The 25,558-nt window shown below is 65.6% G+C and carries 23 protein-coding genes; 12 read left to right on the top strand and 11 right to left on the bottom strand.

The window, feature by feature from the left end; genetic code table 11:
• Position 1: 1 nt before the first annotated feature.
• Positions 2-862, bottom strand: a complete 861-nt coding sequence (gene hpnD, locus D573_RS0110720) for a presqualene diphosphate synthase HpnD (RefSeq protein WP_018176714.1) — start codon at positions 860-862, stop codon at positions 2-4.
• A 178-nt stretch (positions 863-1,040) separates the two neighbouring features.
• Between hpnD and hemN the strand changes: the two genes are divergently transcribed.
• Together hemN and D573_RS0110710 are read left to right on the top strand one after the other, a co-directional pair.
• A complete protein-coding gene (gene hemN, locus D573_RS0110715) occupies positions 1,041-2,429 on the top strand; it encodes an oxygen-independent coproporphyrinogen III oxidase (protein WP_018938590.1) in 1,389 nt (462 codons plus the stop codon).
• A gap of 301 nt (positions 2,430-2,730) precedes the next feature.
• On the top strand, positions 2,731-2,928 hold the full coding sequence (locus tag D573_RS0110710) for a DUF2283 domain-containing protein (protein ID WP_018938591.1): 198 nt from the start codon (positions 2,731-2,733) through the stop codon (positions 2,926-2,928).
• A 48-nt stretch (positions 2,929-2,976) separates the two neighbouring features.
• Here D573_RS0110710 and hpnC read toward each other — a convergent pair whose 3' ends face one another.
• The 8 genes from hpnC to D573_RS0110670 form a co-directional block, all read right to left on the bottom strand.
• The gene (hpnC, locus tag D573_RS0110705) at positions 2,977-3,840 is read right to left on the bottom strand and encodes a squalene synthase HpnC (protein WP_018938592.1); all 864 of its coding nucleotides are present in this window, start codon (positions 3,838-3,840) and stop codon (positions 2,977-2,979) included.
• 49 nt (positions 3,841-3,889) lie between these two features.
• Positions 3,890-4,579 carry a phosphoglycolate phosphatase gene (gene gph, locus D573_RS0110700; RefSeq protein ID WP_018938593.1) on the bottom strand — a complete coding sequence of 230 codons (690 nt, stop codon included), beginning with the start codon at positions 4,577-4,579 and terminating at the stop codon, positions 3,890-3,892.
• Entirely contained in the window at positions 4,576-5,322 is a 747-nt protein-coding gene (ubiG, locus tag D573_RS0110695; protein ID WP_018938594.1) for a bifunctional 2-polyprenyl-6-hydroxyphenol methylase/3-demethylubiquinol 3-O-methyltransferase UbiG, read from the bottom strand. Before ubiG ends, gph begins: the two co-directional genes overlap by 4 nt.
• 284 nt (positions 5,323-5,606) lie before the next feature.
• Positions 5,607-6,941, bottom strand: a complete 1,335-nt coding sequence (locus tag D573_RS0110690) for a TRZ/ATZ family hydrolase (protein WP_018938595.1) — start codon at positions 6,939-6,941, stop codon at positions 5,607-5,609.
• An 82-nt stretch (positions 6,942-7,023) separates the two neighbouring features.
• Complete coding sequence (locus tag D573_RS0110685) at positions 7,024-7,416, bottom strand: DoxX family protein (RefSeq protein ID WP_018938596.1); 393 nt, start codon at positions 7,414-7,416, stop codon at positions 7,024-7,026.
• Positions 7,417-7,547: 131 nt separating this feature from the next.
• Entirely contained in the window at positions 7,548-8,168 is a 621-nt protein-coding gene (gene wrbA, locus D573_RS0110680) for an NAD(P)H:quinone oxidoreductase (protein ID WP_018938597.1), read from the bottom strand.
• 108 nt (positions 8,169-8,276) lie between these two features.
• Entirely contained in the window at positions 8,277-11,069 is a 2,793-nt protein-coding gene (locus tag D573_RS0110675) for an EAL domain-containing protein (protein WP_018938598.1), read from the bottom strand.
• A 320-nt stretch (positions 11,070-11,389) separates the two neighbouring features.
• Complete coding sequence (locus D573_RS0110670; RefSeq protein ID WP_018938599.1) at positions 11,390-12,250, bottom strand: PhnD/SsuA/transferrin family substrate-binding protein; 861 nt, start codon at positions 12,248-12,250, stop codon at positions 11,390-11,392.
• Positions 12,251-12,640: 390 nt separating this feature from the next.
• Here D573_RS0110670 and D573_RS0110665 point away from each other — a divergent pair, with 390 nt between their 5' ends.
• Positions 12,641-13,696 (top strand): hypothetical protein, encoded by a 1,056-nt coding sequence (locus D573_RS0110665; protein ID WP_018938600.1) that lies wholly within the window; start codon positions 12,641-12,643, stop codon positions 13,694-13,696.
• Complete coding sequence (locus D573_RS0110660) at positions 13,696-14,463, top strand: OmpA family protein (protein ID WP_018938601.1); 768 nt, start codon at positions 13,696-13,698, stop codon at positions 14,461-14,463. Before D573_RS0110665 ends, D573_RS0110660 begins: the two co-directional genes overlap by 1 nt.
• Positions 14,464-14,474: 11 nt before the next feature.
• Here D573_RS0110660 and glnD read toward each other — a convergent pair whose 3' ends face one another.
• Both glnD and map read right to left on the bottom strand, forming a co-directional pair.
• Positions 14,475-17,150 carry a [protein-PII] uridylyltransferase gene (glnD, locus tag D573_RS0110655; RefSeq protein WP_018938602.1) on the bottom strand — a complete coding sequence of 892 codons (2,676 nt, stop codon included), beginning with the start codon at positions 17,148-17,150 and terminating at the stop codon, positions 14,475-14,477.
• Between the two features lie 58 nt (positions 17,151-17,208).
• Positions 17,209-17,994 carry a type I methionyl aminopeptidase gene (gene map, locus D573_RS0110650; RefSeq protein ID WP_018145571.1) on the bottom strand — a complete coding sequence of 262 codons (786 nt, stop codon included), beginning with the start codon at positions 17,992-17,994 and terminating at the stop codon, positions 17,209-17,211.
• 244 nt (positions 17,995-18,238) lie between these two features.
• On the opposite strand from map, the gene rpsB reads away from it, so the two are divergent.
• The 8 genes from rpsB (at position 18,239) to rseP (ending at position 25,509) form a co-directional block, all read left to right on the top strand.
• Positions 18,239-19,015 (top strand): 30S ribosomal protein S2, encoded by a 777-nt coding sequence (gene rpsB, locus D573_RS0110645; protein ID WP_018938603.1) that lies wholly within the window; start codon positions 18,239-18,241, stop codon positions 19,013-19,015.
• 60 nt (positions 19,016-19,075) lie between these two features.
• Positions 19,076-19,945 (top strand): translation elongation factor Ts, encoded by an 870-nt coding sequence (tsf, locus tag D573_RS0110640; RefSeq protein ID WP_018938604.1) that lies wholly within the window; start codon positions 19,076-19,078, stop codon positions 19,943-19,945.
• Between the two features lie 103 nt (positions 19,946-20,048).
• A complete protein-coding gene (gene pyrH, locus D573_RS0110635; RefSeq protein WP_018145574.1) occupies positions 20,049-20,786 on the top strand; it encodes a UMP kinase in 738 nt (245 codons plus the stop codon).
• Positions 20,779-21,336: a ribosome recycling factor gene (gene frr / locus D573_RS0110630; protein ID WP_018938605.1), complete on the top strand. Its 558-nt coding sequence runs from the start codon at positions 20,779-20,781 to the stop codon at positions 21,334-21,336. The genes pyrH and frr overlap by 8 nt, the downstream gene beginning before the upstream one ends.
• Before the next feature lie 12 nt (positions 21,337-21,348).
• On the top strand, positions 21,349-22,098 hold the full coding sequence (gene uppS, locus D573_RS0110625) for a polyprenyl diphosphate synthase (RefSeq protein ID WP_018938606.1): 750 nt from the start codon (positions 21,349-21,351) through the stop codon (positions 22,096-22,098).
• On the top strand, positions 22,091-22,927 hold the full coding sequence (locus tag D573_RS0110620; protein WP_018938607.1) for a phosphatidate cytidylyltransferase: 837 nt from the start codon (positions 22,091-22,093) through the stop codon (positions 22,925-22,927). Before uppS ends, D573_RS0110620 begins: the two co-directional genes overlap by 8 nt.
• A 21-nt stretch (positions 22,928-22,948) precedes the next feature.
• Positions 22,949-24,151, top strand: a complete 1,203-nt coding sequence (gene ispC, locus D573_RS0110615) for a 1-deoxy-D-xylulose-5-phosphate reductoisomerase (protein ID WP_018938608.1) — start codon at positions 22,949-22,951, stop codon at positions 24,149-24,151.
• On the top strand, positions 24,148-25,509 hold the full coding sequence (gene rseP / locus D573_RS0110610) for an RIP metalloprotease RseP (RefSeq protein WP_018938609.1): 1,362 nt from the start codon (positions 24,148-24,150) through the stop codon (positions 25,507-25,509). Before ispC ends, rseP begins: the two co-directional genes overlap by 4 nt.
• The last annotated feature ends 49 nt before the right edge of the window (positions 25,510-25,558 follow it).

The raw sequence follows: 25,558 nt of genomic DNA, 5'->3' as shown, positions 1-25,558 counted from the left end.
ATCAGGTCGCGCGGCGGCGTTGTTCGCGCTTCAGGCGGCGCGCGGTGCGCCACGCGATCCACAACTTGCGGATCGGGGTCAGGCGCACGCGGTGTTCCAGCACGCGGTAGCCGTCGTCGGCGATCTCGTCGAGCAGGGTGCGGTAGATGGCCGCCATGATCAGGCCCGGGCGCTGGGCGTAGCGGTCGGCGTCCGGGAGGTGTTCCTCGGCGCGTTCGTAGTAGCGTCGCGCCCGTTCCGCCTGCTCCGCGAACAGGGCGCGGTGGCGGTCGTCGGTGATGTTGATCTGGAATTCCTCCGGCTTGACCCCGTGCTTGCTGAGCTCGTCCATGGGGATGTACACCCGGCCGCGCATGGCGTCCTCGTGCACGTCGCGCAGGATGTTGGTGAGCTGCAACGCCATGCCGAGGTCGTGGGCGTACTTCAGAGTGCGCCGATCGGTGTAGCCGAAGATGTGGGCGGACAGGATGCCCACGACGCTGGCCGCGCGGTAGCAGTACAGCGACAAAGTGGTGAAGTCCGGATAGCTGTCGTAGTCCAGATCCATCTGCATGCCGTCGATGATCTCGTCGAAGTACTCGCGCCCGAGGTCGAAGGCGGCGATGTGCGGCTGCAGTGCCTGGGTGATGGGGTGGCGGGGTTCGCCGGCGAACAGGCGTTCGATCTCCTGGCGCCACCAGTCGAGCTTGGTGCGCGCAATGCTCTCCTCGCTCACCTCGTCGACGATGTCGTCGACTTCCCGGCAGAAGGCGTACAGCGCCGTGATGGCGCGACGGCGATCCGGCTCCAGAAAGCGGAACGCGTAGTAGAAGCTGGAGCCGCTTTGCGCGGCCTTCTCCTCGCAATACTCGTCGGGGGACATGCGCTCTCGCGTGGCGGGTGTCGAACAGGGAGGAGAAGGCTAGCACAGGCAGCACAGGGGGCGGGAGAGGGCGCCATGAAGGCGGATTGTTGACCTGTATCAAGCTCGGGCCTGGCGTGCGGCCGTAGTCTGCAGAACCAAGGTCGCGAGTGCGCGGCGCACGGTTGTGGAGCCCCGAATGGAACAACGCCTGGTGTTTGACCCCGAAATCCTGCGCCGCTACGACGTGAGCGGGCCGAGGTACACGTCGTATCCCACCGCGCCACAGTTTCACGAGGGCTTCGACGACCGCGCCTATGCCGAGGCGGCGCAGGCCACCAACGGGGCGGACCCGGCGCGGCCGCTGTCCCTGTATGTGCATGTGCCGTTCTGCGACACGGTGTGCTTCTACTGCGCCTGCAACAAGGTCATCACTGGAAATTACCAGCGCGCTCAGCGCTACCTGCAGTATCTGGAGCGCGAGGCCGAACTGCAGGGCGAGCTGTTCGACCGGGAACGCACTGTCGGCCAGCTGCACTTTGGGGGGGGCACGCCGACTTATCTTGGCGATGACGATCTGCGCCGGGTGATGGCGACGCTGGCGAGGCACTTCCGCCTGGACGAAAGCGATGCCCGCGAGTTCTCCATCGAGATTGATCCGCGCGCGGTGCGGCCCGGCACCATCCCGCTGCTGGGCGAGCTGGGTTTTAACCGGATCAGCCTCGGGGTGCAGGATTTCGACCCGAACGTGCAGCGGGCGGTGAACCGCATCCAGCCGTTCGAGGTGACCGCGCGGGCGGTGGAGCAGGCGCGGGCCAACGGCTTCGAATCCACCAACCTGGACCTGATCTACGGCCTTCCCCTGCAGACGGTGGAGACCTATACCGCCACGCTGGAACGCGCGCTGGAGCTGCGTCCGGAGCGCCTGGCGATCTACAACTACGCGCACCTGCCGCAGATGTTCAAGACTCAGCGCCAGATCCGCGAGGCCGATCTGCCGGACGCCGCGGAGAAGCTGGCGATCCTCGAGACCACCATCGCTCGCCTGACCGATGCCGGCTATGTCTACATCGGCATGGACCACTTTGCCCTGCCGGACGACGAACTGGCCACGGCCCAGCGCGCCGGGACGCTGCAGCGCAATTTCCAGGGCTATTCCACACGGGCGGAGTACGACCTGGTGGCACTGGGTCCGACGGCCATCGGCAAGGTGGGCGCCACCTACAGCCAGAACCTGCGCGAGCTGGATGCCTATTACGCGCGGCTGGATGCCGGGCGCCTTCCGGTGTTTCGCGGACTCGAACTGAGTGCCGACGATCGGCTGCGCCGGGACGTGATTACCGAGCTCATGTGCCATTCGCGCATCGATTTCGCCGCGATCGAGGTGCGCCACGGGATCGCGTTCGGCGAGGTCTTTGGGGATGCACTGGAGCGGCTTCAGGGCATGGAGGCCGATGGACTGGTGCGGATCGGCGCGGAGCGGCTGGAGATCCTGCCGCGCGGGCGGTTGCTGCTGCGCAACGTCGCCATGGCCTTCGACGCCTATCTGAAGACGGAGGGCGCGCCGCGCTACAGCAAGGTAGTGTGAGCGGCTTGACGGCGATCCGTTCTCGGCGGAAGCTTTGAACAATAGCAACCGGTAACAGGGACGTTCCGGTGAAGACGACACGTTACTTCGAGACTGTACGCGAGAGGCCGGATCGGCGAATGATCCGGGATCACTGGATCAGTAGTGCAATCGACCAACCGTTGTGCGAAGAAGTCCAAGGCGATGGGCGTATCCGCAGATGGGCTCGTGTCGAGGAGGCTGAAGGACGCTACCTTCGCGTTGTTCTGCTGCCGGATGGAGAAACCGTTCACAACGCCTTTTTCGATCGAGGGTTCCAGCCATGAAACTCCAGTACTTCGGGGATACGGATACGCTTTATATCGAATTCCGAGGCGATAGCGTGGCCGAAACCCGCTCGCTTGACGAGCACACTACCCTGGATGTCGATGCCAGTGGTGGTGTTTGCGCCATTACCTTTGAGCACGCAAGCGAACGAACTGACCTCCAGCACCTTACGGTCGAGGGCATTGCCGCTTGATGCCTTTTAAGCCCTCAGCTTAACCAGGGGTTCTCGGCGGCTCGATCCCTACGGTCTTCGGCGGCGCGGTCGGAGGCTGTGGCTCAGGATGATCCAGCCGTCGCGGGTGCGCAGGCGCGGGCGGGCGAAGACGTCATCCTGCTGGCGCAGCCGCCAGAGGATGCGTGCCCCGCCGTTGATGATCGCCCGGATCTCCAGCCCCATGCGTCCGCGCAGCAGCCCGCCCAGCGGCGCCCCGGCGCGCAGCAGGCGGTCGGCGCGGGCGTACTGAAACTGCATCAGGTTGCGTAGCTGGAAGGTGGTCTGCCCGGTGGCCAGCATCGCCTCGGTCACGCCGTACTGTTCCATCTCTTCCTGCGGCAGGTAGATGCGGTTGTTCTCCCGCAGGTCCTGCTGCAGGTCCTGGTAGAAGTTGATCAGCTGCAGCGCCGAGCAGATGGCGTCCGAGTACCCGAGCATCTCGTCGGTCGGGTTGCCGTTCAGGTGCAGCATCAGCCGGCCAACCGGGTTGGCCGAGCGGCGGCAGTAGTCCATGACCTCGCCGAAGGTCGCATAGCGGGGTTGTTCCAGATCCTGCAGGAAGGCGTCGATCAGGTCGGCGAACGGCGCGGCCGGCAGGTCGAAGCGGGCGCGGGCGTCCGCCAGGGCAATCCATTCGGGTTCGTGCTCGGCGGCGGGGTCTTCCAGGACCTGCACGCGTTCCTGCATCGCCAGCAGTGCCTGGCGCCGCTCGGCGACCGGGCGCGGGTCCTCGTCGGCCAGGTCGTCGGCGTCGCGGGCGAAGCAGTAGATCGCCGCCACGGGGCCGCGCAGGCGGCTGGGCAGCAGCCAGGAGGCCACGGGGAAGTTCTCGTAATGCGCCTTGGCACGCTGGCGACAGTGGCGGTAGGCCGAACGGATACGGGGCGACATGGGTGCTCAGGCCCTGTTTCCGGCGTGCGGGGCGCCGAGGTGGGCGGATTCAGCTCGCAAGTCCGGGCTCCGTGGCGGCTCCGTCGGCGTACCAGGCCCAGAAGTCGTTCGGCTGTTCCAGGGCGGCATCGGCGCCCCATTGATCCGGACGCTGGTTGGCGTCGATGTAGCCCCAGTTGGCGATCAGGGTGGGCATGCCGGCGGCCCGTCCGGCCGCGATGTCGCGTTCTGCATCGCCCCAGTAGCAGTGGCGTTCCGGCGGCAGGCCGGTCTGGCGTGCGGCCAGCCACATGGGTTCCGGGGCGGGTTTGCGCTGGGGCAGGGTATCGCCGCTGACGACGGCTGCCATGCGCGCATGCAGCCCGAGGGCCTCCAGCAGCGGATCGGTCAGCCAGCCCGGCTTGTTGGTCACCACGCCGACGGGCCAGCCGCGGGCCTCGCAGGTGTCCAGCAGGTCCGCGAGTCCGGGAAACAGGGCGGTGGTCCGGCACAGGTCGCGGGCGTAGATCTCCAGGTAGCGCTTCTTGAGATGCTCGGCGAAGGCGGGATCGGCGTCCGGGAAGGCGAGATCCACCAGGGCCCGGGACCCGTGGGAGACAAAGTTACGCACGACCTCGAACGCCAGCGGCGCACGGTCGTGTTCGGCCATCAGGGTGACCAGGGCCGCATGCATGTCGGGAGCGGTGTCCAGCAGGGTCCCGTCGAGGTCGAACAGGACCGATCCGAGTTCGCGGGTCATTCGTCGGTGCCGGCTTCGTCGCGGCGGGCGGCCATCAGGTAGTTCACGTCGGTGCGGGCGACCAGACGATACCGCCCGCTCAGGGGCGAATAGGTCAGGCCGGTCATCGTGGTGACCTCGAACCCGTGGTGGCGCAGGGCGGTGCCCAGTTCGGAGGGGCGAATGAAGCGTCCGTACTCATGGGTGCCGGTGGGCAGCATGTGCAATACGTATTCGGCCCCCACGATGGCCTCGGCAAAGGCGCGCGGAGTTCGGTTGATGGTGGACAGGAACAGCCAGCCGCCGGGGCGCACGAGCGTTGCAAGGGCGTCGATCACGGCGTCCGGATCGGGCACGTGTTCCAGCATCTCCAGGCAGGTCACCACGTCGTAGGCGCCGGCGTGACGTTCGGCGTGCGCCTCGGCGGTGGTGTGCAGGTAGTGGATCTCAAGCCCTGCCTCCACCGCGTGTTCGCGCGCCACCTCCAGGTGTTCGGCGCCGGCGTCCAGCGCGGTGACCTGAGCGCCGCGAACCGCCATTGCCTCGGAGAGGATGCCGGCGCCGCAGCCTACATCCAGCACCTTCTTGCCGGCGAGATCGGCCTGACCGTCGATCCATTCGAGGCGCAACGGGTTGATCGCGTGCAACGTGGCGAAGGGGCCCTTCGGGTCCCACCATTCGTGGGCCCGATGGGTGAATTTGTGAATCTCGGCGCTATCGACGTTTGCGTGCGCAGAAGTTTGGGAGAGGGGTTCGGGGCTCATGGCGTCTGTCTCGCTCAGGGAAACACATGATTAATGTACACGTTCGCGCTCGAGTCGCTGTTGCGTCGAACAAGGCGCGGTGACTGCCGTGCAGTCATTCTGCACAAGGGAGCCGCAACGCCGTGCGCGCGCAACAGCGGCCGAGCCCCTCGGGGTTGGCACCCCAGGTTCCCCGATCCTGCGTTGCGGCCCTTGCCGGTAGAATAACTATCGGCTGCGCACCGCGCCTTGTCTTGGAAAACCTGGGGTACCAACGCGAGCGTGTACATTGATCAGTGTTTCCCTCAGGCAGTGGGCTGCTGGGTTTCCAGCACCCGGATGCGCCAGTACTCGGCTTCGGCGTGGAGATCCTGCGAGTTCAGCGTAAGCAGTTCGCGGTCGCGTAGCAACGGCCGTCCGGCCACGTAGACATCGCGCACGGCATCGCGGGTGGCGGCGTAAACGATCTGTGCACTGGGGTCGTGCGCCGGTTGCAGTTCCAGCGCCTGCAGGTCTACTGCGACCACATCGGCCTGCTTGCCGGGCTCCAGGGAGCCGATTCGATCCGCGAGTCCCAGGGCTTTGGCGCTCCCCAGGGTCGCCATTTCCAGCGCGGCGGTGGCGGGCAGGGCGGCGGCATCGCCACTGACGCCCTTGGCCAGCAGTGCGGCGGTGCGCATCTCGCCGATCATGTCGAGATCGTTGTTGGAGGCGGTGCCGTCGGTCCCGAGGGCGATGTTGAGGCCAGCGTCCTGCAAGCGTGTGACCGGACAGAAGCCGGAGGCCAGTTTCAGGTTCGACTCCGGGCAGTGGGCGATGGATACCGGGCGGCCCCGCAGCAGGTTCAGGTCGGCATCGTCGATCTGGGTCATGTGCACCGCGATGAAGGGCTGGTCCAGCATGCCAAGGCGTGCGAGGCGGGCCAATGGCCGTTCGCCCTGGTCGCGCAGGGCGTCGGCGACCTCGCTGGCCGTCTCGTGGACATGCATGTGGATGGGCACGTTCAGTTCGCGGGCACGGGCCGCCACGCGTTCCAGGCTTGTATCCCCCACGGTGTATGGCGCGTGCGGGGCGACATTGAAGGCGATCCGGTCATGGTGCCCCCAGTTCGCGACGACGTCCGCACCGCGCTGGAAGTACTCGTCTGCCGTGCTGGCCCAGGGCGTGGGGAAGTCGAACACGGTGAGACCCAGCGAGGCACGGATTCCGGTCTCGTCGACCACCCGGGCCGCATCGTCCACGAACAGGTACATGTCACTGAAGCATGTCGTACCCCCGCGCAGCATCTCGGCTATGGAGAGGCGGCTGCCTGCGCGTACGAATTCGGGGGAAAGCAGCTTGCCCTCGGCGGGCCAGATGTATCCCTTGAGCCATTCCATCAGCGGGCGGTCGCTGCCGATGCCACGCAGCAGGCTCATGCCGGAATGGGTGTGGGCGTTCACCAGGCCGGGGATCAGGATCTGGCCGGGGTGATCGCGGTATTCCGCCTCGGGATGGTTGGCGCGCGCGGTGGCTTGCGGTTCGATCGCGTGGATCGTTCCGTCGCGGATGATCAGGGCGTGGTCTTGCAGAAGGGTGTCGCGGGGGACTACCGGGAGGATCTGTGGGGCAGCGAGGATCAGCGTCTGGGCATTGCTCATGGCGGACGGTCTGCGCGGGGATCAGGGTCGCGCATGGTACCTGAAAGGGGCGGCATTGCGCCGCCCCAAGTTGCCGTGAGGACTACAGGCGGTTGATCGCGAACCGGCCCGGACCGGTCAGGGCCAGGGCGATCGCCGCGAACAGGAACATCCCCTGCAGCTCGAGGGCCCAGCCGCCGGTGCTGGTGAGCAGGAAGACCTCGTGAGCGTGGGCGAGCGCGATGGCGAAGACCATGTTGATGGCGATAATCACCGCGCCGATGCGCGAAAACAGCCCGATGATGACGAGGATCGGGGCGAGGATCTCGCCGATGTAGACGCCATAGGCGAGGATCGCCGGGAGTCCCGCGTTGGTAACCATGCCTTCGATGCCGCTGATGCCGCCGGTCAGTTTGGCGATGCCGTGCAGCAGGATCATGATCCCGAGGGCCAGGCGGAGTACGAGCTTGCCACTGTCATCTAGCGTGTTGTCCATTTCCATCCTCTCCTTGTAATGCTGCGGATCGATGTCCCCAGTCGGTGCGGTCGGGCCTGTGCCCGACCGGGTTTGTCCCCGGGCAACATCCCGCCAGGGCATGCGCCCCTTTGGGATGTACCTGTGGCAGGTCAGCCGGCGTCGCGCCCCAGACGCTGGGCCCGTGCGACCTCGGCGACGTGACGCCCCTGCGAGGCGGCCATGCCCAGTTCGTTCTCGCTCGGCTGGCGCGAGCCGTCGCCGTCGGCCAGTGTGGTCGCGCCGTAGGGTGTGCCGCCGCAGACCTCGCTAACATCGAGCAGGCGCTTCTCGGTGTAGGGTAGACCAACCACGGTCATGCCGTAGTGCAGCAGGTTCACGATGGTCGAGATCAGGGTGGTCTCCTGGCCGCCGTGCTGCGAGGCGGTGGAACTGAACACGCTCCCGACCTTGCCGACCAGCTTGTCCCCGAACCACAGGGCACCGGTCTGATCGAGGAAGTTGGCCATCTGTGCGGCCATCCGGCCGAAGCGGGTAGGGGTGCCGATGATGATCGCGTCGTAGTCCGCCAGTTCTTCGGGCTTGGCGATGGGGGCGGCCTGGTTGAGCTTGGCGCCGGCATTTCGGGCCACGTCGTCCGGCATCAGCTCGGGGACGCGCTTGATCGTGACTTCGGTATCCGGTACCTCGCGGGCGCCGCGGGCCACAGCCTCGGCCATCTGCTCGATGTGGCCCCAGGTGGAGTAGTACAGGATCAGGACCTTGGTGCTCATGGCGATTCGCCTCCGGTTGACTAAGTTGCAACACCCGCCACCTTAGGTCCTATTTATGCGAATAAAAATGGCGAAAAACGCCTCCAACAATTCGAAGAATACGAACGGTTAGGGGTGGGCTGCGGGGTTTCCGTTGCCGCTCTGGCGCAGTACCAGGGCCTCAAGTTCTGCCAGCGTGTCGGGATGGCCGTACAGGTAGCCCTGAAAGTGGCGGCAGCCGAGGCCGAACAGGAAGGCCCGCTGCTGGTCGTTCTCCACACCTTCGGCGATGACGTCCAGGTCGAGGGTGTGAGCCAGGTTGACCACCATCTGGGCGATCGCGGCATCGTTGGGATCGTCCAGGACGTCGCGTACGAAGGATTGATCGATCTTCAGCTGAGCGAGGGGCAGTCGCTTGAGGTAGGCGAGAGAGGAGTAGCCGGTCCCGAAGTCGTCCAGAGAGAACTCGATGCCGAAGCTCCGCAGTTCCTCGATGTGGGCAATGACGGTCTCCACGTTTTCGAGCAGCATGCTCTCGGTCAGCTCCAGCTTCAGGCGGTGCCCCGGGGCGCCGGTAGCCTCGAGCGTCTGGGCGAGATCGCGCACGAAGTACTTGTGCCGGAATTGGCGCGCGCTGACGTTGACCGACAGTGTGAGGTCCCGAAAGGCGGGCTGGTGTTTCCAGGCAGCCAGCTGTTCACAGGCCTTGCGCAGCACCTTGCGGCCAATCGGGACAATCAGACCGGTCTGTTCTGCCACGGGGATGAACTCGGCGGGCGAGATCATCCCGCGGCTGGCGTGCTTCCAGCGCACCAGGATCTCGGCCCCGATGACCGCGCCCGACGTGTTCACCTGTGGCTGGTAGTGCACGCTGAAGGCATCCTGATCCAGGGCGTGGCGAAGCTCGCTCTCCAGCTCGAATCGGGCCTCGACGGCGCGGTGCAGCTCGGGGTCGTAGAAGCGCACGGTGTTGCGCCCGGCGTTCTTGGCCCGGTACATGGCGAGGTCCGCCTGCTTGAGGATCTCCTCCACGCTCAGATTGCGGCCGCTGAACAGCGTGGCGCCGATACTGGGCGTTACGTGCCGCCTCTGTCCCGCCAGCTTGAAAGGATCGCGCAGAATCTCGATGAGCTTGCGACCCACGGCCTCGGCCTGGGTCGCCGCGCGTGCCTGGTCCGGGTGCAGATCGTTGAGGATGATGACGAACTCGTCGCCCCCAAGGCGGGCGAGGGTGTCCGCCTCGCGCACGGAGTTCAGCATGCGCTCGGCGACCTGGCGTAGCAGGTCATCGCCGACTGCATGGCCGAGGGTGTCGTTGATGTCCTTGAAGTTGTCGAGATCGATGAACAGCAATGCGCCATGCAGGCGGGTGCGTTCGGTATTGGCGAGACTCTGACCCAGCCGGTCGTGCAGTAGGGTGCGATTGGGCAGTTGGGTCAGCCCGTCGAAGAAGGCGAGACGCCGGATCTCGTCTTCGGCCTCCTTGCGATCGGAGATGTCGGTCATCGTGCCGAAGGTCGCCATCACCTGGTCGTGGTCATCGAAGCGGGCACTGGCGTAGATGCTGACCCAGCGGATGTCACCGTCGCGGGTGCGCAGACGGATCTCCTCGGATTGGGAATGGGAGCCGCCTTCGAGGAGGGTGGCACAGAAGCTATGGGCGTCGTCGTGGTCCTCGGGGGCTACGAAGTCGCACAGCGGGCGGCCGAGAGTCTCTTCCACGCTGAACCCCGTCAGGGCCTCCCAGGCTGGATTCAGCAGGGTCCAGTGGCCTTCGGCATCGGTGCGGAAGATGACCTCGGAGATGTGGTCCACCACGTCGCGGTAGCGGTTCTCGCTTTCCGCCAGAGCATCGGTGGTGCGTCGGTGGGTGGTGATATCCAGGGTCAGGCCGCGTAGGCTCTCCCGGCCGTCCGCGTCACGGGCCCAGGAGAGGATGTCTCGCAGCCACAGCCACTGGCCGTCGCGATGGGCGAAGCGGTAGTCCACCGTGCGCGGGCTGGTCCGGCTCTCGCGGGCGGCATTCTGCACGCGCGGCAGGTCGGCAGGGTGGATATGCCGGGCGCGCAGCTCGCCCCGGCCCAGGTTGTGGGCCGGGAAGCCCAGCAGACGGCGGGTGTCGCCGGACACGAACTCCCATTCGTGGGTGCGCGGATCAGCCTCCCACAAGATCGCGTTGGCACCGCCGAGCATGGACTCCAGGCGGGCGACCGAGCGGTTCAGTTGCTGGTTCTGCTGTTCCAGGGTGGTTTGGGTGGACCCCAGGTGGGCGGCGACGTCGTTGAAGGTGCGCGCGAGGTCGCCGAATTCGTCGTGCGAGCGCACCGGGATGCGATGGTCCAGACGACCGCCCTGCAACGCCTTGCCGCCCTGGTTCAGCAGGCGCAGGCGGCGAGTAATAACCAGGCTGAAGACCACCGCGGCCAGCATGGACAACACGAGTACGCCCAGCGCCAGCAGGACGTTGCGCTGCAGGAGGGTGGCGGACAGGGCGTCGATCGCATCGGTGGAATAGCCCACCGCCAGAGTCCCCAGTGGCTGCCCGGCCAGCTCAATGTCGCGAAGGATCTCGATCTGCCCGGGCGTGGTGCGCGTGCCGTCTGCGCGTTCAAGGATGGTGTCGGGCGAGATGCCCACCGACGCCATCGGCTGGTCCTGGGCATCGAGTACCACGGCATAGAGGACATTGGAGTCGTCCGCGACGAGTTCGAGCAGGTCCTGCAACATCGCCGGATCCGCGTAGGCCAGGCCGGGGGTCAGCGCGCTGGAAAGCAGGCGGCCCTGCTGTTCGGCGAAGCGTTCCAGCATCTGCGACTGGTTCTGCTGCACCTGGGAGATGCCGCTGATCATCAGCGCTGCCACCATCGCGACCTGGATCGCGACGGTGCCGATAATGATCTGCCAGGCGAAATTCAGGCGCATGGGGGGGGCGCCGACGCCTGTGGGGCGATGCCGGCAGGGGTGGGGCCAGAGCTGGTTGGAGCCGGGCCGGGAAGGGGCATCGACGGAATCCGGGTTGCGTGCGCGCCAGAGTCACCGCGTGGTGCGGCCATGGATTTATCGCGCCCATTTTAGCGGTACTGGACGAAGGATGCCCGTCCCGCATTTGAAATGTGGGGAAGGCCACGGGGGGCGGTGGCGATCGTTGAGGTGGGTGGATGGCGAGGTAGCGGGGGAGAAACCGAAAGTCCAGGAGCGGTCCGTGCCCGCGCGGCGGGCGTGATGGACGCTGCGGGCTGGACTTACGGGGTCGGGTTCCCGGCCGGGATGGGGGCCCGGAGGTCGAATTTGGCTTCCAACTCATCCAGCGCACCCTGAAATGCCGCGTACTCGCCGGCATGTGCCGCGATGAATCCGCGGTGTCCGATATGCCTCAGGAGTGCCGTGCCGGACGGGCTCTGCTGCAGCGTGATCAGGCGATGGTGCAACCGCGGGGTGTCGCTATCCAGACGTTTGTGGACCAGAAGGGTAAGTCCCGGGAACCGTTCGGATTGGGCGAGGATACGTACCAGGCTTCCGTCGCCCAGCGACATGTGGCGTTCGCGGTCGTCCTCCATATCCGGGTGTACCGGCAATACGTTGCCTTCGATGATCATGACCAGGGCGTCGGCGATTCCGCGTTGGAATGCGGCCACTGCCGCGTTGTTGTGGTGATAGTGCAGGTAGCGGGGCGGGCCGGGTGGGTCGGGCCAGTCCTCGGCGTCAGTCAGGCTGCGTGCGAGGGTCGCGGCGCGGCTTTCCTTGTACGGGACTGCGAGGGATCGGCCTGCGAGACCGGCAAGCGAACTGATGTCACCCCCGGGCCGCACCAGGAGGACCATCGCCAGCTCTTCCTCGCTGCGGGCCAGTAAGCGGTAGGGCCCGTTTTCCGTGAGGAGTGGCACTACCTGCGGTGCCACGAGGACCAAGTCGTAACGGCCCTCCCGGCTGCGTTCGAGCAGTGTCGGCAGGTCGCGTGCGGACTCCAGCTGAACGGGCTGGCCAAGTTCGGTTCCCAGCCAGTCGCGCAGGGGTGCGTAGCGTGTGAACAGCGCGGGTGGGCTGGCAAATGGCTGAATCCCGAAGGTGAATGGGGTTTGCGCTTGAGTCGGGGTGCTCAGCAACCAGAGCAGGATAGTGAGTGCCAGCCAGACGATTGCCGGCCGCCGCCGGGGCGGGCCGATGGGCTTGCATGACACGTTCGCAGCAGGCGTGACTGTCGCAGGCATGGAGCCACCGTCTATTGGGCTTCGCTGGGTAAGACGGATCAGGCGGGCGATTTCGTCCCATTCGGGGCGTCAAAGAATGGACGATTGGGCTCTGGTTGCGGTTCGCTTCCTGGCGCGTGGGCGTCGGGAATCCGTCGAAACCTTGTGGCGCGCCCGGGCCGGTCGTGCCTGAAAGCCCCGTTCCACCGGTCTTTGGTGGGTCTGGCGTTGTTTTTGCTTGCATCCGGTTCTTACGAATCGCACGACCGCGCGGGCGCTACCGACCCCGCGGGACGGAGGAAGCACATGACCGGAATTTTCGATCGGGTCGCCGAGGCGCTGTTGGCCACGTTGCAGGGGCTCAGTCCATTAAGCGTGATTGGCTTGTTCGCGCTGTTGCTGTTTGGGCTGTTCCTGGCGGCGTTGACGGCGACGGCATTGCGCCGCGCCGAGTCCTTGCAGGGAGCGGCGCCCGCGCTGCTGACCACCGTGGGGATTCTCGGCACCTTCCTCGGGGTCGCCATCGGACTGCTGGATTTTGATGCTGGACGGGTGGAGGCCAGTATCCCGGCCTTGCTGGAGGGGCTCAAGCTGGCCTTCGTGACCAGTATCGTGGGCATCTTGCTGGCTGCGGTGTTGCGGATGGTTCAGGTGATGGTACCCGCACCGATGGCATCCCCCGAACCGTCTGCTGAGGGTGCGTCGGATGCACCATTGGATAATGCGCACCTGGCGGCACAACAACGGGATGCCTCGCTCGCCGTAGTGCAGGCGGTGCGGGCCCTCGATCAGCGCCTGGATGCCCGGCTGGAGCAACAACACCGCGAACTGACCGGCGCGCTCGACGGTATGGCCGAACGTATCACCGAAATGAGCAGCGGACACCTGGTAGAGGCCCTGGAGCGGGTGATCCACGATTTCAACGATCGCCTGGGTGAACAGTTTGGCGAGAACTTCCGGCGTCTGGATGACTCGGTCGCTCGCCTGGTGGAGTGGCAGGCTCAGTATCGCGAGCAGATGGACACCCTGCATCGGGCCTTCGACCAGGCCCGTGCCGGGGTCGAACAGACCGAGCAGACCCTGGAGCGCATGACCGGGCAGGCCTTGCAGATCACCCGGCACGTGGAGGATCAGGAATCGACGCTTTCCAGTCTGCGGCGCGAGACGGTGGAACTGGAGGCCCTGCTGGGGAGCATCGCGGCCCTGCGGGATCGTGCCACCGAGGCCTTCCCGGCGATGGACGCACGGCTGGAGGCGATGCTCGAGAGTATCGAGAATGCCGTCCAGGCAGGGCTCGCGGCGGAGACGCGCTGGGGTGGGGAACGTTCCGCCGCCATCGCCTCCGCGGGCGGGCGTAACTGATGTTTTCCTGGTTGGCGCGACGCCGTCGGCGACAAGGTGTGGCCGCGGGAAACGAGGCCGACCAGGGTTCGCACTGGCTGGCGGTGGCGGACCTGATGGCCGCGCTGATGATGATCTTCCTGTTCCTCGCGCTGCTGCACATGGTTCAGGTGGAGCGCGAGAGCGCGGTGCATACCGAGGTTCGCAACGAGGCGGCCGCCTTGCGAGCGGCGATCTATTCGGTTCTGGAGGAGGAGTTTCGCGAGGATTTGCCGCGCTGGAATGCGGAACTGGACCGCGACAGCCTGACCTTGCGCTTTCGCGAGCCGGAGGTCCTGTTCGAGCGCAGTTCGGCACGCATCCGGCCGCGCTTCGAGGCGATTCTCGAGGACTTCATGCCGCGCTACGCGGAACAGTTGCGTCCGTTCGCCGAGGTCATTCGGGAGGTGCGGATCGAGGGCCACACCTCCAGCGAGTGGGCCGGCAGCGACAATGCGCTGGAGGCCTATTTCGGAAACATGGATCTTAGCCAGCGCCGCACGCGCGCGGTGCTGGAATATGCCTATCAGCTGGAGCCCTTGCAGGACGCGGACTGGTTCCGCTCGCGGGTCGCGGCCGTGGGGTTGTCCTCTTCACGCCGGGTGCTGGACGAGCGCGGCGAGGAGGATCGTCGGGCATCCCGCCGAGTCGAGTTCAGTGTCCTGACCGATTTCGAGGCGCGCCTGCTGGGCGCGGGGGCGGCGTCCGACGAGGCAGGGCCCCGACCTCTGGAGGCGCGCGGGCGCTGACCCGGTTGCCGTCAGATGGCGCCGAGCAGGGCCTTGCGCAGGTGGGCCTGATCCTCGTCATCGAGCGCCGCGTGGCCTGGGCGGCTGAGGAGGAAACTGTCCTCGACCTGTTCCCCGGCCGTGGCGATGCGTGCAGTCCGCACGTCGATTCCCTGCTCGGCAAGGACATGCCCGATGGTCGACAGCAGGCCGGGTCGGTCCAAAGCGCGCAGCCGCATGCGCGTTGCCTGGCCGCCCGCAGCGGGTTCGAATTCGATCTGCGTATCCACGTCGAAGTGCTTGAGGCGGCGTGGAAGCTGGCGTGAGGCCGGGTTGGGGATGGTCCCTTCGCGTTCGAGTTCGCGTTCGAGGCTCTGGCGGATCTCTTCGGAGCGATAACCGGCATCCACCGTCTGGCCCCCGCCGCTTTCGAGAACCAGAAAGGTATCCAGCGTGCGGCCGGCTGCGGTCGTGATGATCCGTGCGTCCACGATGTCCAGTCCCAACTGGGTCAGGGCGCTGGTGATGCGCGCGAAGATCCGGGGATGGTCGCTGGCGTAGACGAAGATCTCCGTGCTCCCGCGCGAGGTCTTCGGGCGCACCAGGATCAGGGGGAGGGCGTCCGGGGGGAGTGGCAGCAGGGCCCGGGCGTGCCAGGCGATCTCGTCGGCGGAATGGCGCAGGAAGTATTCGTCGTCCAGTTCGTCCCACAACTTCCGGGCCTGATCGGTATCGAAGCCTTGTTGTTCGATTAACGCGAGTGCCTCGGTGCGGGTTTGCCGGATCTGTTCGTCCATGTCCGGCGGGGTATCCAGACCCCGGTCCAGGACATTGCGGGTGGCGTGATAAAGGGTTTGGAGCAGGGAATCCTTCCAGCTGTTCCACAGCTCTGGATTGGTTCCGCGGATATCGGCAATGGTCAGCAGATAGAGAAAGTCCAGGCGTTCGCGGGTGACCACCTCGCGGGCGAAACCCATGACGACCTCGGGGTCGGAGATGTCCTTGCGCTGGGCCGTCAGCGACATCAGCAGGTGGGAACGCACCAGCCAGGCGACCAGGCCGGCATCCGCGTCCGACAGGCCGTGATGCTGGCAGAAATGCAGGGCATCGTGGGCCCCCAGCTCGGAATGATCACCCCCGCGGCCCTTGGCGATGTCGTGAAACAGGGCGGCCAGCACCAGACGTTCGGGGCGCACCAGTCCGGAGTAGATCTGGTGCGCCAGGGGCTGTTCGTGCGCGAACTCGGGCAGCGCCAGGCGGCGCGCGTTGCGCACCACGTTCAGGGTGTGCTCGTCCACGGTGTAGGCGTGGAACAGGTCGTACTGCATGCGTCCGATGATGCGCCCGAAGGCCGGCAGGTAATTGCCCAGCACGCCGTAGCGGTTCATGCGGCGCAGCTGGCTGGTGATCCCGCGCGGGGCGCGCAGGATGTCCATGAAGAGTTCGCGGCACACCGGATTGCGGCGGAAGTGCCCATCGATCAGGTGGCGGTGGGCCCGGATCAGGCGGATGGTGGAGGCGCGGATGCCCTGGATCTCCGGGTGTTCCTGGAGCAGGCGGAAGACCTCCAGCAGCGCCGGCGGATAGATCATGAAGACCTGATCGTGCGCCGCCTCGAGGTAGCCGCCCCGGACCTGGAAACGCTGGTGGATGCGTATGGGGTCCTGCAAGGCTTCCGGATCGTCGAGGATGGCCTCGTTGAAGTGCTGCAGCAGCAGTTCGTTCAGCCGCTCGAGATCGTTGATGGTGCGGAAGTAGCGCTGCATGAACTGCTCGACCGCCCGGTTGTGGTTCTGGTCGACGAAGCCGAAGGTGTTGGCCAACTGGCGCTGCAGATCGAAAAGCAGGCGGTCCTCGCGGCGGCCCGCGAGCATGTGCAGGGCAAAGCGCACGCGCCAGAGGAAGTTCTGGCCCTCCATCATCTCGCGGAACTCACCCTCGCGCAGGAAGCCCAGTGACACCAGCTCTTCGATGCGCTCGGCGCCGTAATGACGCTTGGTGACCCAGCCGATCATCTGGATGTCGCGCAGGCCGCCGGGGCCTTCCTTGACGTTCGGCTCGAGGCGGTAGGCGGTCTCGCCAAAACGCCGATGGCGGGCTTGTTGTTCGGCCAGCTTGGCGGCATAGAAACTGCGCGAGTCCCAGATGCGGTCGGGCTCGATGGCGCCGCGGAAGTCGTTGAACAGGCTGAGATGGCCGGCCAGGTAGCGGGCCTCGATCAGGTTGGTCGCGACGGTGATGTCGTCGCGCGCCTCGCGGGTGCAGTCGTCGATACTGCGCACGCTGTGCCCGACCTCGATGCCGATGTCCCAGAGGAACGTGACGAAGTCGCTGATCCGGTCGAAGAGGGCGGGATCATGTTCGCCCTCGAGGATGATCTGGATGTCGATATCGGAGGCCGGGTGCAGTTCGCCGCGGCCATAGCCACCGACCGCGATCAGGCATAGCTGGTCGTCATCCGAGAGGCCCTTCTGGGCCCAGATCAGCTTGAGAAGCTCGTCGATGCGCCGGGCGTGGCCATGGATCAGTTCGGCGATCGGCATGCCGTCGCGAAAGCCCTGGTATTGCTGTTCCAGGATGGCGCGGCGCCGGTCCCGGAACAGGGCGATGTTCCCCGGGTTGCGGCTCAGCCGCTGGTAGTCCTCGCCCCAGCCGGGGGTGAAGGCCGGAGTATCGAGTTCGCCGGGGGTGCTGCCCGCAGGATTCATTGGAGCTCCGTAGGTTGGGCGGTTCGAATCAGCGGGGAACAGGCGTGATGGCCTTCGATCAGGCCGCGATCTCCTGCGGTGGGGTTTCGTCCTTGCGCAGGGTCAGGATCTCGTAACCGTCGGCGGTGACCAGCAGTGTGTGTTCCCACTGCGCCGACGGACTGTGATCCTTGGTCACGGCGGTCCAGCCATCCGCCAGGATGCGGGTGTGGCGGCGGCCGGCATTGATCATCGGCTCGATGGTAAAGCACATGCCTTCTCTCAGGGTCATACCGGTGCCAGGCTTGCCATAGTGCAGGACCTGCGGATCCTCGTGGAAGCCGCGCCCGATCCCGTGGCCGCAGAACTCGCGCACCACGGAGCAGCGTTGTGCCTCGGCGTACACCTGAATCGCGTGGCCGATATCGCCCAGCGTTGCGCCCGGGCGAACCTGCTGGATGCCGAGGTACATGCTGGTACGTGCCACGTCGATCACCCGCTGGGCCTGGATACCGGCCTTGCCGATCACGAACATGCGGCTGGTGTCGCCGTGGAAGCCGTCCTTGATCACGGTGATATCGATATTGAGGATATCGCCGTTCTTCAGCTTGCGATCCCCCGGGATGCCGTGGCAGACCTGATGGTTCACCGAGGTACAGATCGACCTTGGGAAGCCGCGATAGTTGAGTGGGGCCGGGATCGCGTCTTGGGTGTTCACGATGTAGTCGTGACAGATCCGGTCCAGTTCCCCGGTGGTCACGCCGGCTTGCACGTGGGGCTCGATCATCTCGAGGACTTCGGCGGCCAGGCGGCCGGCGACGCGCATGTGTTCGATCTCTTCGGGGGTCTTGATGGAAACGGACATGGGGGCTCCCGCCGCGGCGCCCGGAGGGGCTCGGCGTTTGGTTCGGGTAAGTGTCCTATGCTATAAAGCGCGCGCCTCGCTGGCAATTCGGCGGGGCCGGAAGCCGCCTTTTGCGGGGCGACTCCCGAAACCTTAATCCACACACGCATCGGCACGATCTGTCGGGTGCCCGCCCTCGAAGAAGATTCGGTTCGGGTTTCAGATCGGGATGCGTGGAGGCTCAACCCGTTACAGGAGAAAACTCATGTCCCTCGTGACTATGCGACAGATGCTGGAGGCCGGTGTGCACTTCGGCCACCAGACGCGTTACTGGCATCCCAAGATGGCCCCGTACATCTTCGGGGAACGCAACAAGATTCATATCATCAACCTCGAGAAGTCCCTGCCGATGTTCAACGATGCGTTGAACTTCCTCGGCAAGATCGCTGCCGACGGTGGCCAGATCATGTTCGTCGGCACCAAGCGCTCTGCGCGCGACGTGGTGGCCGAAGAGGCAAACCGTTGCGGCATGCCGCACGTGAGCCACCGCTGGCTGGGCGGCATGCTGACCAACTTCAACACCGTCAAGCAGTCGATCAAGCGCCTGAAGGACCTCGAGACGATGGACGCCGATGGCAGCTTCCAGGTCCTGAACAAGCGCGAGGCCCTGAGCCGTCGCCGCGAAAAGGACAAGCTGGATCGCAGCCTGGGCGGTATCAAGGACATGAACCGCATGCCCGATGCGATGTTCGTGATCGACGTCGGCTACGAGAAGATTGCGGTGGCCGAGGCGAAGAAGCGCGGCATTCCGGTCGTCGCCGTGGTGGATTCCAACCATTCCCCGGTAGGCGTGGATTACGTGATCCCGGGCAACGATGACGCGATGCGTGCGATTCAGCTCTATGTGGCTGCGATCGCCGATACCATCATCGAGGCCAAGGGTGCGGTGACCACGGGTGGCATGGGCGAAGCAGAAGCCGCCGAGCCGGCCGCTGCAACGACTGACGCCCCCGACACCGCGTCGCCCGCCAACCCCGCTTGATAACAGGAGCCGGTCGCCACGCTGGCGGCCGGCTCGAGCATGATTCAGGAGCAAGCAACGATGCAGATTACTGCTGCACAAGTAAAAGAACTGCGCGAGCGCACCGGCGCCGGCATGATGGAATGCAAGAAGGCCCTGACCGAAACCGGCGGCGATCTGGAAGCGGCGGTCGAGGCAATGCGCAAGTCCGGCATGGCCAAGGCCGACAAGAAGGCGGATCGTGTCGCGGCCGAAGGTCGCGTCGAGATTGCCAGCGACGGTTCGCGCGCGGTGATCGTCGAGATCAACTGCGAGACGGACTTCGTCGGCAATGACGACAACTTCCGTGCCTTCACCAGCGCCTGCGCCAATGTGGCGCTGAACACCGCCGCCGATTCGGTGGAAGGCCTGATGACCGAGACCGTCGAGGGTCAGACCCTGGAAGAGCAGCGTACTCAGCTGATCGCCAAGGTCGGCGAGAACGTCCAGGTCCGCCGTTTCGAACGCATGACCGCGGAAGGTGCGCTGGGTTTCTATCAGCATGGTGCCCGGATTGGCGTGCTGGTTGGCCTCAACGGTGGTGACGAGCAGCTGGCCAAGGATATCGCGATGCATATCGCGGCCAGCCATCCGGTGTGCATCGACGAGAGTCAGGTGCCGACCGAGATGCTCGACAAGGAACGTGCGATCTTCAAGGCCCAGGCCGAGGAATCGGGCAAGCCGGAGAACATCATCGAGAAGATGATCGAGGGGCGTATCCGCAAGTATCTGGGCGAGATCACCCTGGTGGGCCAGCCGTTCGTGAAGGATCCCGATCAGACGGTCGCACAGCTGCTGGAAAGCAAGGGTGCTTCGGTCTCCGGCTTCATCCGTTTCGAGGTGGGCGAGGGGATCGAGAAGAAGACCGAGAACTTTGCCGAAGAGGTAATGGCTCAGGCGCGCGGCGCCTGATCCAGAAGGACTCCGAGGCGGCCGCTTGATGCGGCCGCTTCCGGATAAAAGGGCCAGAAAAAACTGGCAAGCGAGAACAACCGAGCCCGAGATAAGGAACCCCATGAGTCAGGACAGCCAGCCCGCGTTCCGGCGCATCCTTCTGAAGTTGAGTGGGGAGGCCCTGATGGGTCAGCAATCCTACGGGGTTGACCCGGATGTCCTGGCGCAGGTGGCCGAAGAGGTCTCGGAGCTCTCCCGCATGGGGGTCGAGGTCGGCATCGTGATCGGTGGCGGCAACATCTTCCGCGGTGCGGGTCTGGCACAAGGCGGCATGGACCGGGTGACCGGCGACCACATGGGCATGCTGGCAACGGTGATCAATGCGTTGGCGCTGCAGGATGCGATCGAGCGCGCCGGGCGTTTTTCCCGGGTGATGTCGGCGATCCGCATCAACCAGGTGTGCGAGGACTACATCCGCCGGCGTGCGGTACGCCACCTGGAAAAGGGGCGCATCGTGGTGTTTGCAGCCGGTACTGGCAATCCATTCTTCACCACGGATTCCGCGGCGAGCCTCCGAGCGATCGAGATCAACGCGGACATCATGATCAAGGCGACCAAGGTCGACGGGGTCTACGATGCCGATCCGATGACCACCAAGGATGCCCGACGCTACGAGCGGCTGACGTTCGACGATGCGCTGGAACAGCGTCTGGGCGTAATGGATACCACGGCCCTGGTGATGTGCCGAGACAATGGCCTGCCGATCCGTGTAATGAACATGTTTGCCAAGGGCGACCTGCAACGGCTCGTGATGGGCGAGGCGGTCGGCACCTTGGTCGAGGGAGCCCGTAATGAGTGACGCCACCCTGAAAGATGCGCGCGAACGCATGGACAAGAGCCTGGAAGCGCTGCGCAACGAGCTATCGAAGATTCGAACCGGCCGTGCGCACCCCACATTGCTCGAACATGTGCATGTGGAGTACTACGGCATGGATGTGCCGATCAACCAGGTCGCGAACATCAATGCCGAGGACGCACGCACGCTCTCCGTGGTCCCGTACGAGAAGGATATGGTAGGCAAGATCGAGAAGGCCATCATGACTTCGGATCTGGGACTCAATCCGGCGAGCATGGGGACGACGATCCGTGTTCCGCTGCCGGCGCTGACCGAGGAACGCCGCCGTGACCTGGTCAAGGTCGTCCGGGCTGAGGCCGAGCATGCGCGGGTGGCCGTGCGCAATATCCGGCGGGATGCCAACAACGCCTTCAAGCAGCTGGTCAAGGACAAGGAGATGTCCGAAGACGACGAGCACAAGGCGCAGGATCAGATCCAGAAGCTGACCGACGACCACATCACCAAGGTCGACGCGATGCTTGCGGACAAGGAAGCCGAGTTGATGGAAGTCTGACCGGCGCAGGCGATGCCGGTTACTACTTCACCCAGCGAGGCGCTCCCGGCGCACGTGGCCATCGTGATGGACGGCAACGGGCGGTGGGCCGAGGCCCGAGGTCTGAGTCGTTCCGAAGGCCACCGGGCGGGGCTGGAGGCGACGCGGCATGCCGTGCGGTTTTTCGCCGAACAAGGCGTGGGCACCCTGACGCTGTTCGCCTTTAGCAGCGAGAACTGGGGCCGCCCGCGCGAAGAGGTCGAGGCACTGTTCGATCTGTTTGTGTCCGCCATCGAGGCGGAACTCCCGGAACTGATCGAGCGCGGCATCGCGCTCACCTTTATTGGCGATCGCGCAAGCTTCCCGTCGGATCTGCAGACGCGGATGGCGGAAGCCGAGCAGGCCTCTGCCGCCAACGAGGGTATGCGGGTTGTCGTGGCACTGGGATACGGTGGCCGCTGGGACATCCTGCAGGCGGCCCGCCGCTGGGTAGCCGCCGGCGATGAAGGGGCGAATCCCGAGACTTCTTTCGCCGGCTATTTGAGCACGGCCGGGATGCCGGACGTCGATCTGATGATCCGCACCGGCGGCGAACGCCGCATCAGCAATTTCCTCCTGTGGCAGGCGGCGTATGCCGAGTTGCTCTTCGTCGAGACGTTCTGGCCGGACATCACAGCCGATGATCTGCGACAGGGGCTGGCGTGGTATGCGAGTCGCCAGCGGCGTTTCGGCTGCGTGACCGGAGCCGCCGAGGCAAGTGCGCGGGAGGTACCGAGTGCTTAAACAACGGATTCTGACCGCCGCGGCGCTGGGTTTGCCGGCGCTGGCTCTGGTGGCCTGGGGCCCGAACTGGGCGGTGCTGGCGCTGGTCGCGCTGGTCCTGGGGTTGGCGACCTGGGAGTGGGGCGGACTGGCCGGGCTCGAAAACCCGTTGGCACGCGGTGCGCTGGTGGCGGCCGTGGTGGTTCCCGTGGTTGCGCTTGGTCTGGCGCCGGTTGCGGGGTTGCACTACCTGATCCTGGGTCTGGTGTTGCTGTGGTGGCTGGTGATCCTGTTGCTGTTGCCGTTTTATCGCGAGCGCGAGACGGCCGCGCCGGCATCCCGTCGGACCCTCTTTGCGGTGGCCGCGATCATGACGTTGGTGCCGGCGGGAATGGGCCTGGTGTGGCTGCATGCCCTGGCGCCTCTGCTGGTGGTCTATCTGGTGGTGCTGGTTGGCCTGGCCGACACCGGGGCGTATTTCGCCGGGAAGGCGTTCGGGCACAACCCGCTGGCGCCGCATATCAGTCCGGGGAAAACCCGCGAGGGCTTGCTTGGCGGGCTACTGACGGTGCTGGCCTTCGCGATCGTGGTGGCGGCCGTTTGGGGCCTCGAGCCGATGGACGCGATGGTATTCCTGCTACTGTCGGTGCTGATCGGGCTGGTCTCGGTCGTGGGGGACCTGTTCGAGAGCATCCTGAAGCGACAGGCTGGCGAGAAGGATAGTGGTTCCTTGCTGCCGGGCCACGGGGGTATTCTGGACCGGTTCGACAGCATGGTCGCGGCGGCTCCGGTTTTCCTGGCCGGGTTGTTGTGGCTGGCGCTGATTCCGGCCCCGCCGGTGGCGGCATAGCGCGAACGGACGCAGGTACCCATGAAGACGACGCAGATCACCATTCTCGGATCAACCGGCAGCATCGGGTTGAGTACGCTCGATGTCGTGGCGCGTCAGCCGGAACGCTTCCGCGTGTATGCCCTGACGGCGCATTGCAATGTGGAGCGCATGCGCGCGCAGTGCCTCGCCCACCACCCGGAAGTGGCCGTGATGGTCGATCCCGACGCCGCCGAGGCCCTGCGCGCGGCTTTGGCGGCGGTCGGTTCGCGTACCGAGGTGCGGGCGGGTGCGGAGGCCCTGGCGGAGGTCGCCCGGGAGCCCCGGGTCGACGCGGTGATGGCGGCGATCGTGGGCGCAGCCGGGCTGTTGCCGACGCTGGCCGCGGCCGAGGCGGGCAAACGGGTGCTGCTCGCCAACAAGGAGGCGCTGGTCATGTCCGGGGCCTTGCTGATGGATGCCGTGCGCCGCTCCGGTGCCTGTCTGTTGCCGATCGATTCCGAGCACAACGCGATCTTTCAGTGCCTTCCCAATGGCTACGTCTGTGCCGAGTCGGTGACACCGCACGGGGCACGCCGTATCTGGCTCACCGCATCGGGGGGGCCGTTTCGCGACCGTCCGCTGGACAGCTTTGCCGGGATTACGCCGGACGAGGCCTGCGCCCACCCCAATTGGGATATGGGGCGCAAGATCTCGGTGGACTCGGCGACGATGATGAACAAGGGGCTCGAGGTGATCGAGGCCTGCTGGCTGTTTGCCGTGGCGCCTTCGACGATTCAGGTGGTACTTCACCCGCAGAGCATCGTGCATTCGATGGTGGCCTACGATGACGGGTCGGTGCTCGCGCAACTCGGCAACCCCGACATGCGCACACCGATCGCCCATGCGCTGGCCTGGCCCGAGCGTATGGAGTCGGGCGTTGAACCGCTGGATCTGCTCACGATGGGCAAGCTGGAATTCTCCGAGCCGGAAGCGGCGCGTTTCCCGGCGCTCGGTCTCGCCTACGCGGCACTGGAGCGTGGAGGGACGGCCACCGCGGTTCTCAACGCGGCCAATGAAGTGGCGGTGGATGCCTTCCTGGGAGAGCGCCTGGCCTTCAGCGAGATCCCGGCGGTGATCGCCACGACCCTGGAGGCGATCGAGGCCGAGGCGGCCGATTCGCTGGATCGCGTCCTGGGTGCGGACCGGCGAGCTCGCGAGGTCGCGAGCGAGTATGTCGCGATCGCACGACCCGTCCTGTCATGACGTTCCTGACGAGCCTGCTGGCGTTTGCGGTGGCCATTGGCGTACTGGTGACCGTGCACGAATATGGGCACTACCTCGCCGCCCGTCTGGTGGGGGTGAAGGTGCTGCGCTTCTCGGTGGGTTTCGGCCGGCCGATTTTCAAGCGCTACTTCGGGCGGGACCGGACGGAATTCGTGATTGCCGCATTGCCGCTGGGTGGCTACGTGAAGATGCTCGACGAGCGCGAGGGTCCGGTGGCTCAGGAAGAGGTCACGCGCGCCTTCAACCAGAAAGGTCTTGGGGCCCGTACGTTCGTGGTGTCGGCCGGTCCGGCGGCGAATTTCCTGCTGGCGATCCTGGTCTACGCCGTGATGTTCATGGTGGGCGTGGGCGGGATCAAGCCCATCCTGGGCGAGGTGGCGCCGGATACGCCGGCCGCCGAGGCGGGCCTCGAGCGGGGGCAGGAGATCCTGCGGGTGGGCGATCGTGAAGTGGCGGACTGGGAGCAGGCCAACCTGCGACTGCTGGACCATGCGGTTCGCGGCGAGGCGGTCACCCTGCTGCTGCGGGGCACGGACGGTCGAGAGATCGAGCGGGAGGTGGATCTGCGGGATCGCCAGGCGTTGCTGGCAGAGGGGCAGTTCCTCGACAAGCTGGGGTTGCAGCCCTATCGGCCGATGCTGGAACCGCGGATCGGTGCCGTCGAGGGTGGGAGCCCGGCGGCGGCGGCCGGACTGGAGGTCGGGGATCGTGTGCTGGCAGTGGACGGCGAGCCGGTCGCGGACTGGAATCGCTGGGTCGAGGTGGTGCGTGCGCATCCAGAAGCCGATCTGCGGGTCACCGTAGAGCGCGACGGGCGCACCCTGGAACTACGGATGACGCCGGAGGCGACGGATCACGAGGGGGTGGCCATTGGCCGTATCGGCGCGGGCGTGGATACGGATCAATCGGCGGCACGGGACATGGCCGTACTGGTGCGCCAGGGTCCGGGATCGGCATTTGTCTCGGGGGCGGAGCGGACGTGGGATGTGACCGTCCTGACACTGGGCATCCTCTGGCGAATGATCACCGGGGATGCGTCGGTTAAAAATATCAGCGGACCGGTTACCATAGCCGAATTTGCGGGGGTCTCGGCGTTGATCGGGATTTCGGCGTTCCTGGGATTTCTCGGGCTGGTGAGCGTGTCGCTCGGGATCATCAATCTGCTGCCGATCCCGATGCTGGATGGCGGCCATTTGCTGTACTACGCCGCCGAGGCGGTGAAGGGCAGCCCGGTGTCGGAGCGCACCCAGATAATCGGTCAGCAGGTGGGTCTGCTGGCGATCGCGGGGCTGATGGTGCTGGCCCTATACAATGATTTGACACGACTGTTCGGTTAGGCGAAGGCACGCTGGAGCGCATCCCGGGTGCCTCAATCAGCCCACCGAA

The sequence above is a fragment of the Thioalkalivibrio sp. AKL9 genome (genome assembly GCF_000377825.1).
Lineage (GTDB): Bacteria > Pseudomonadota > Gammaproteobacteria > Ectothiorhodospirales > Ectothiorhodospiraceae > Thioalkalivibrio > Thioalkalivibrio versutus.
Note: the sequence above shows the minus strand (reverse complement) of the source record. Positions and strands in the feature narration are given on the sequence as shown.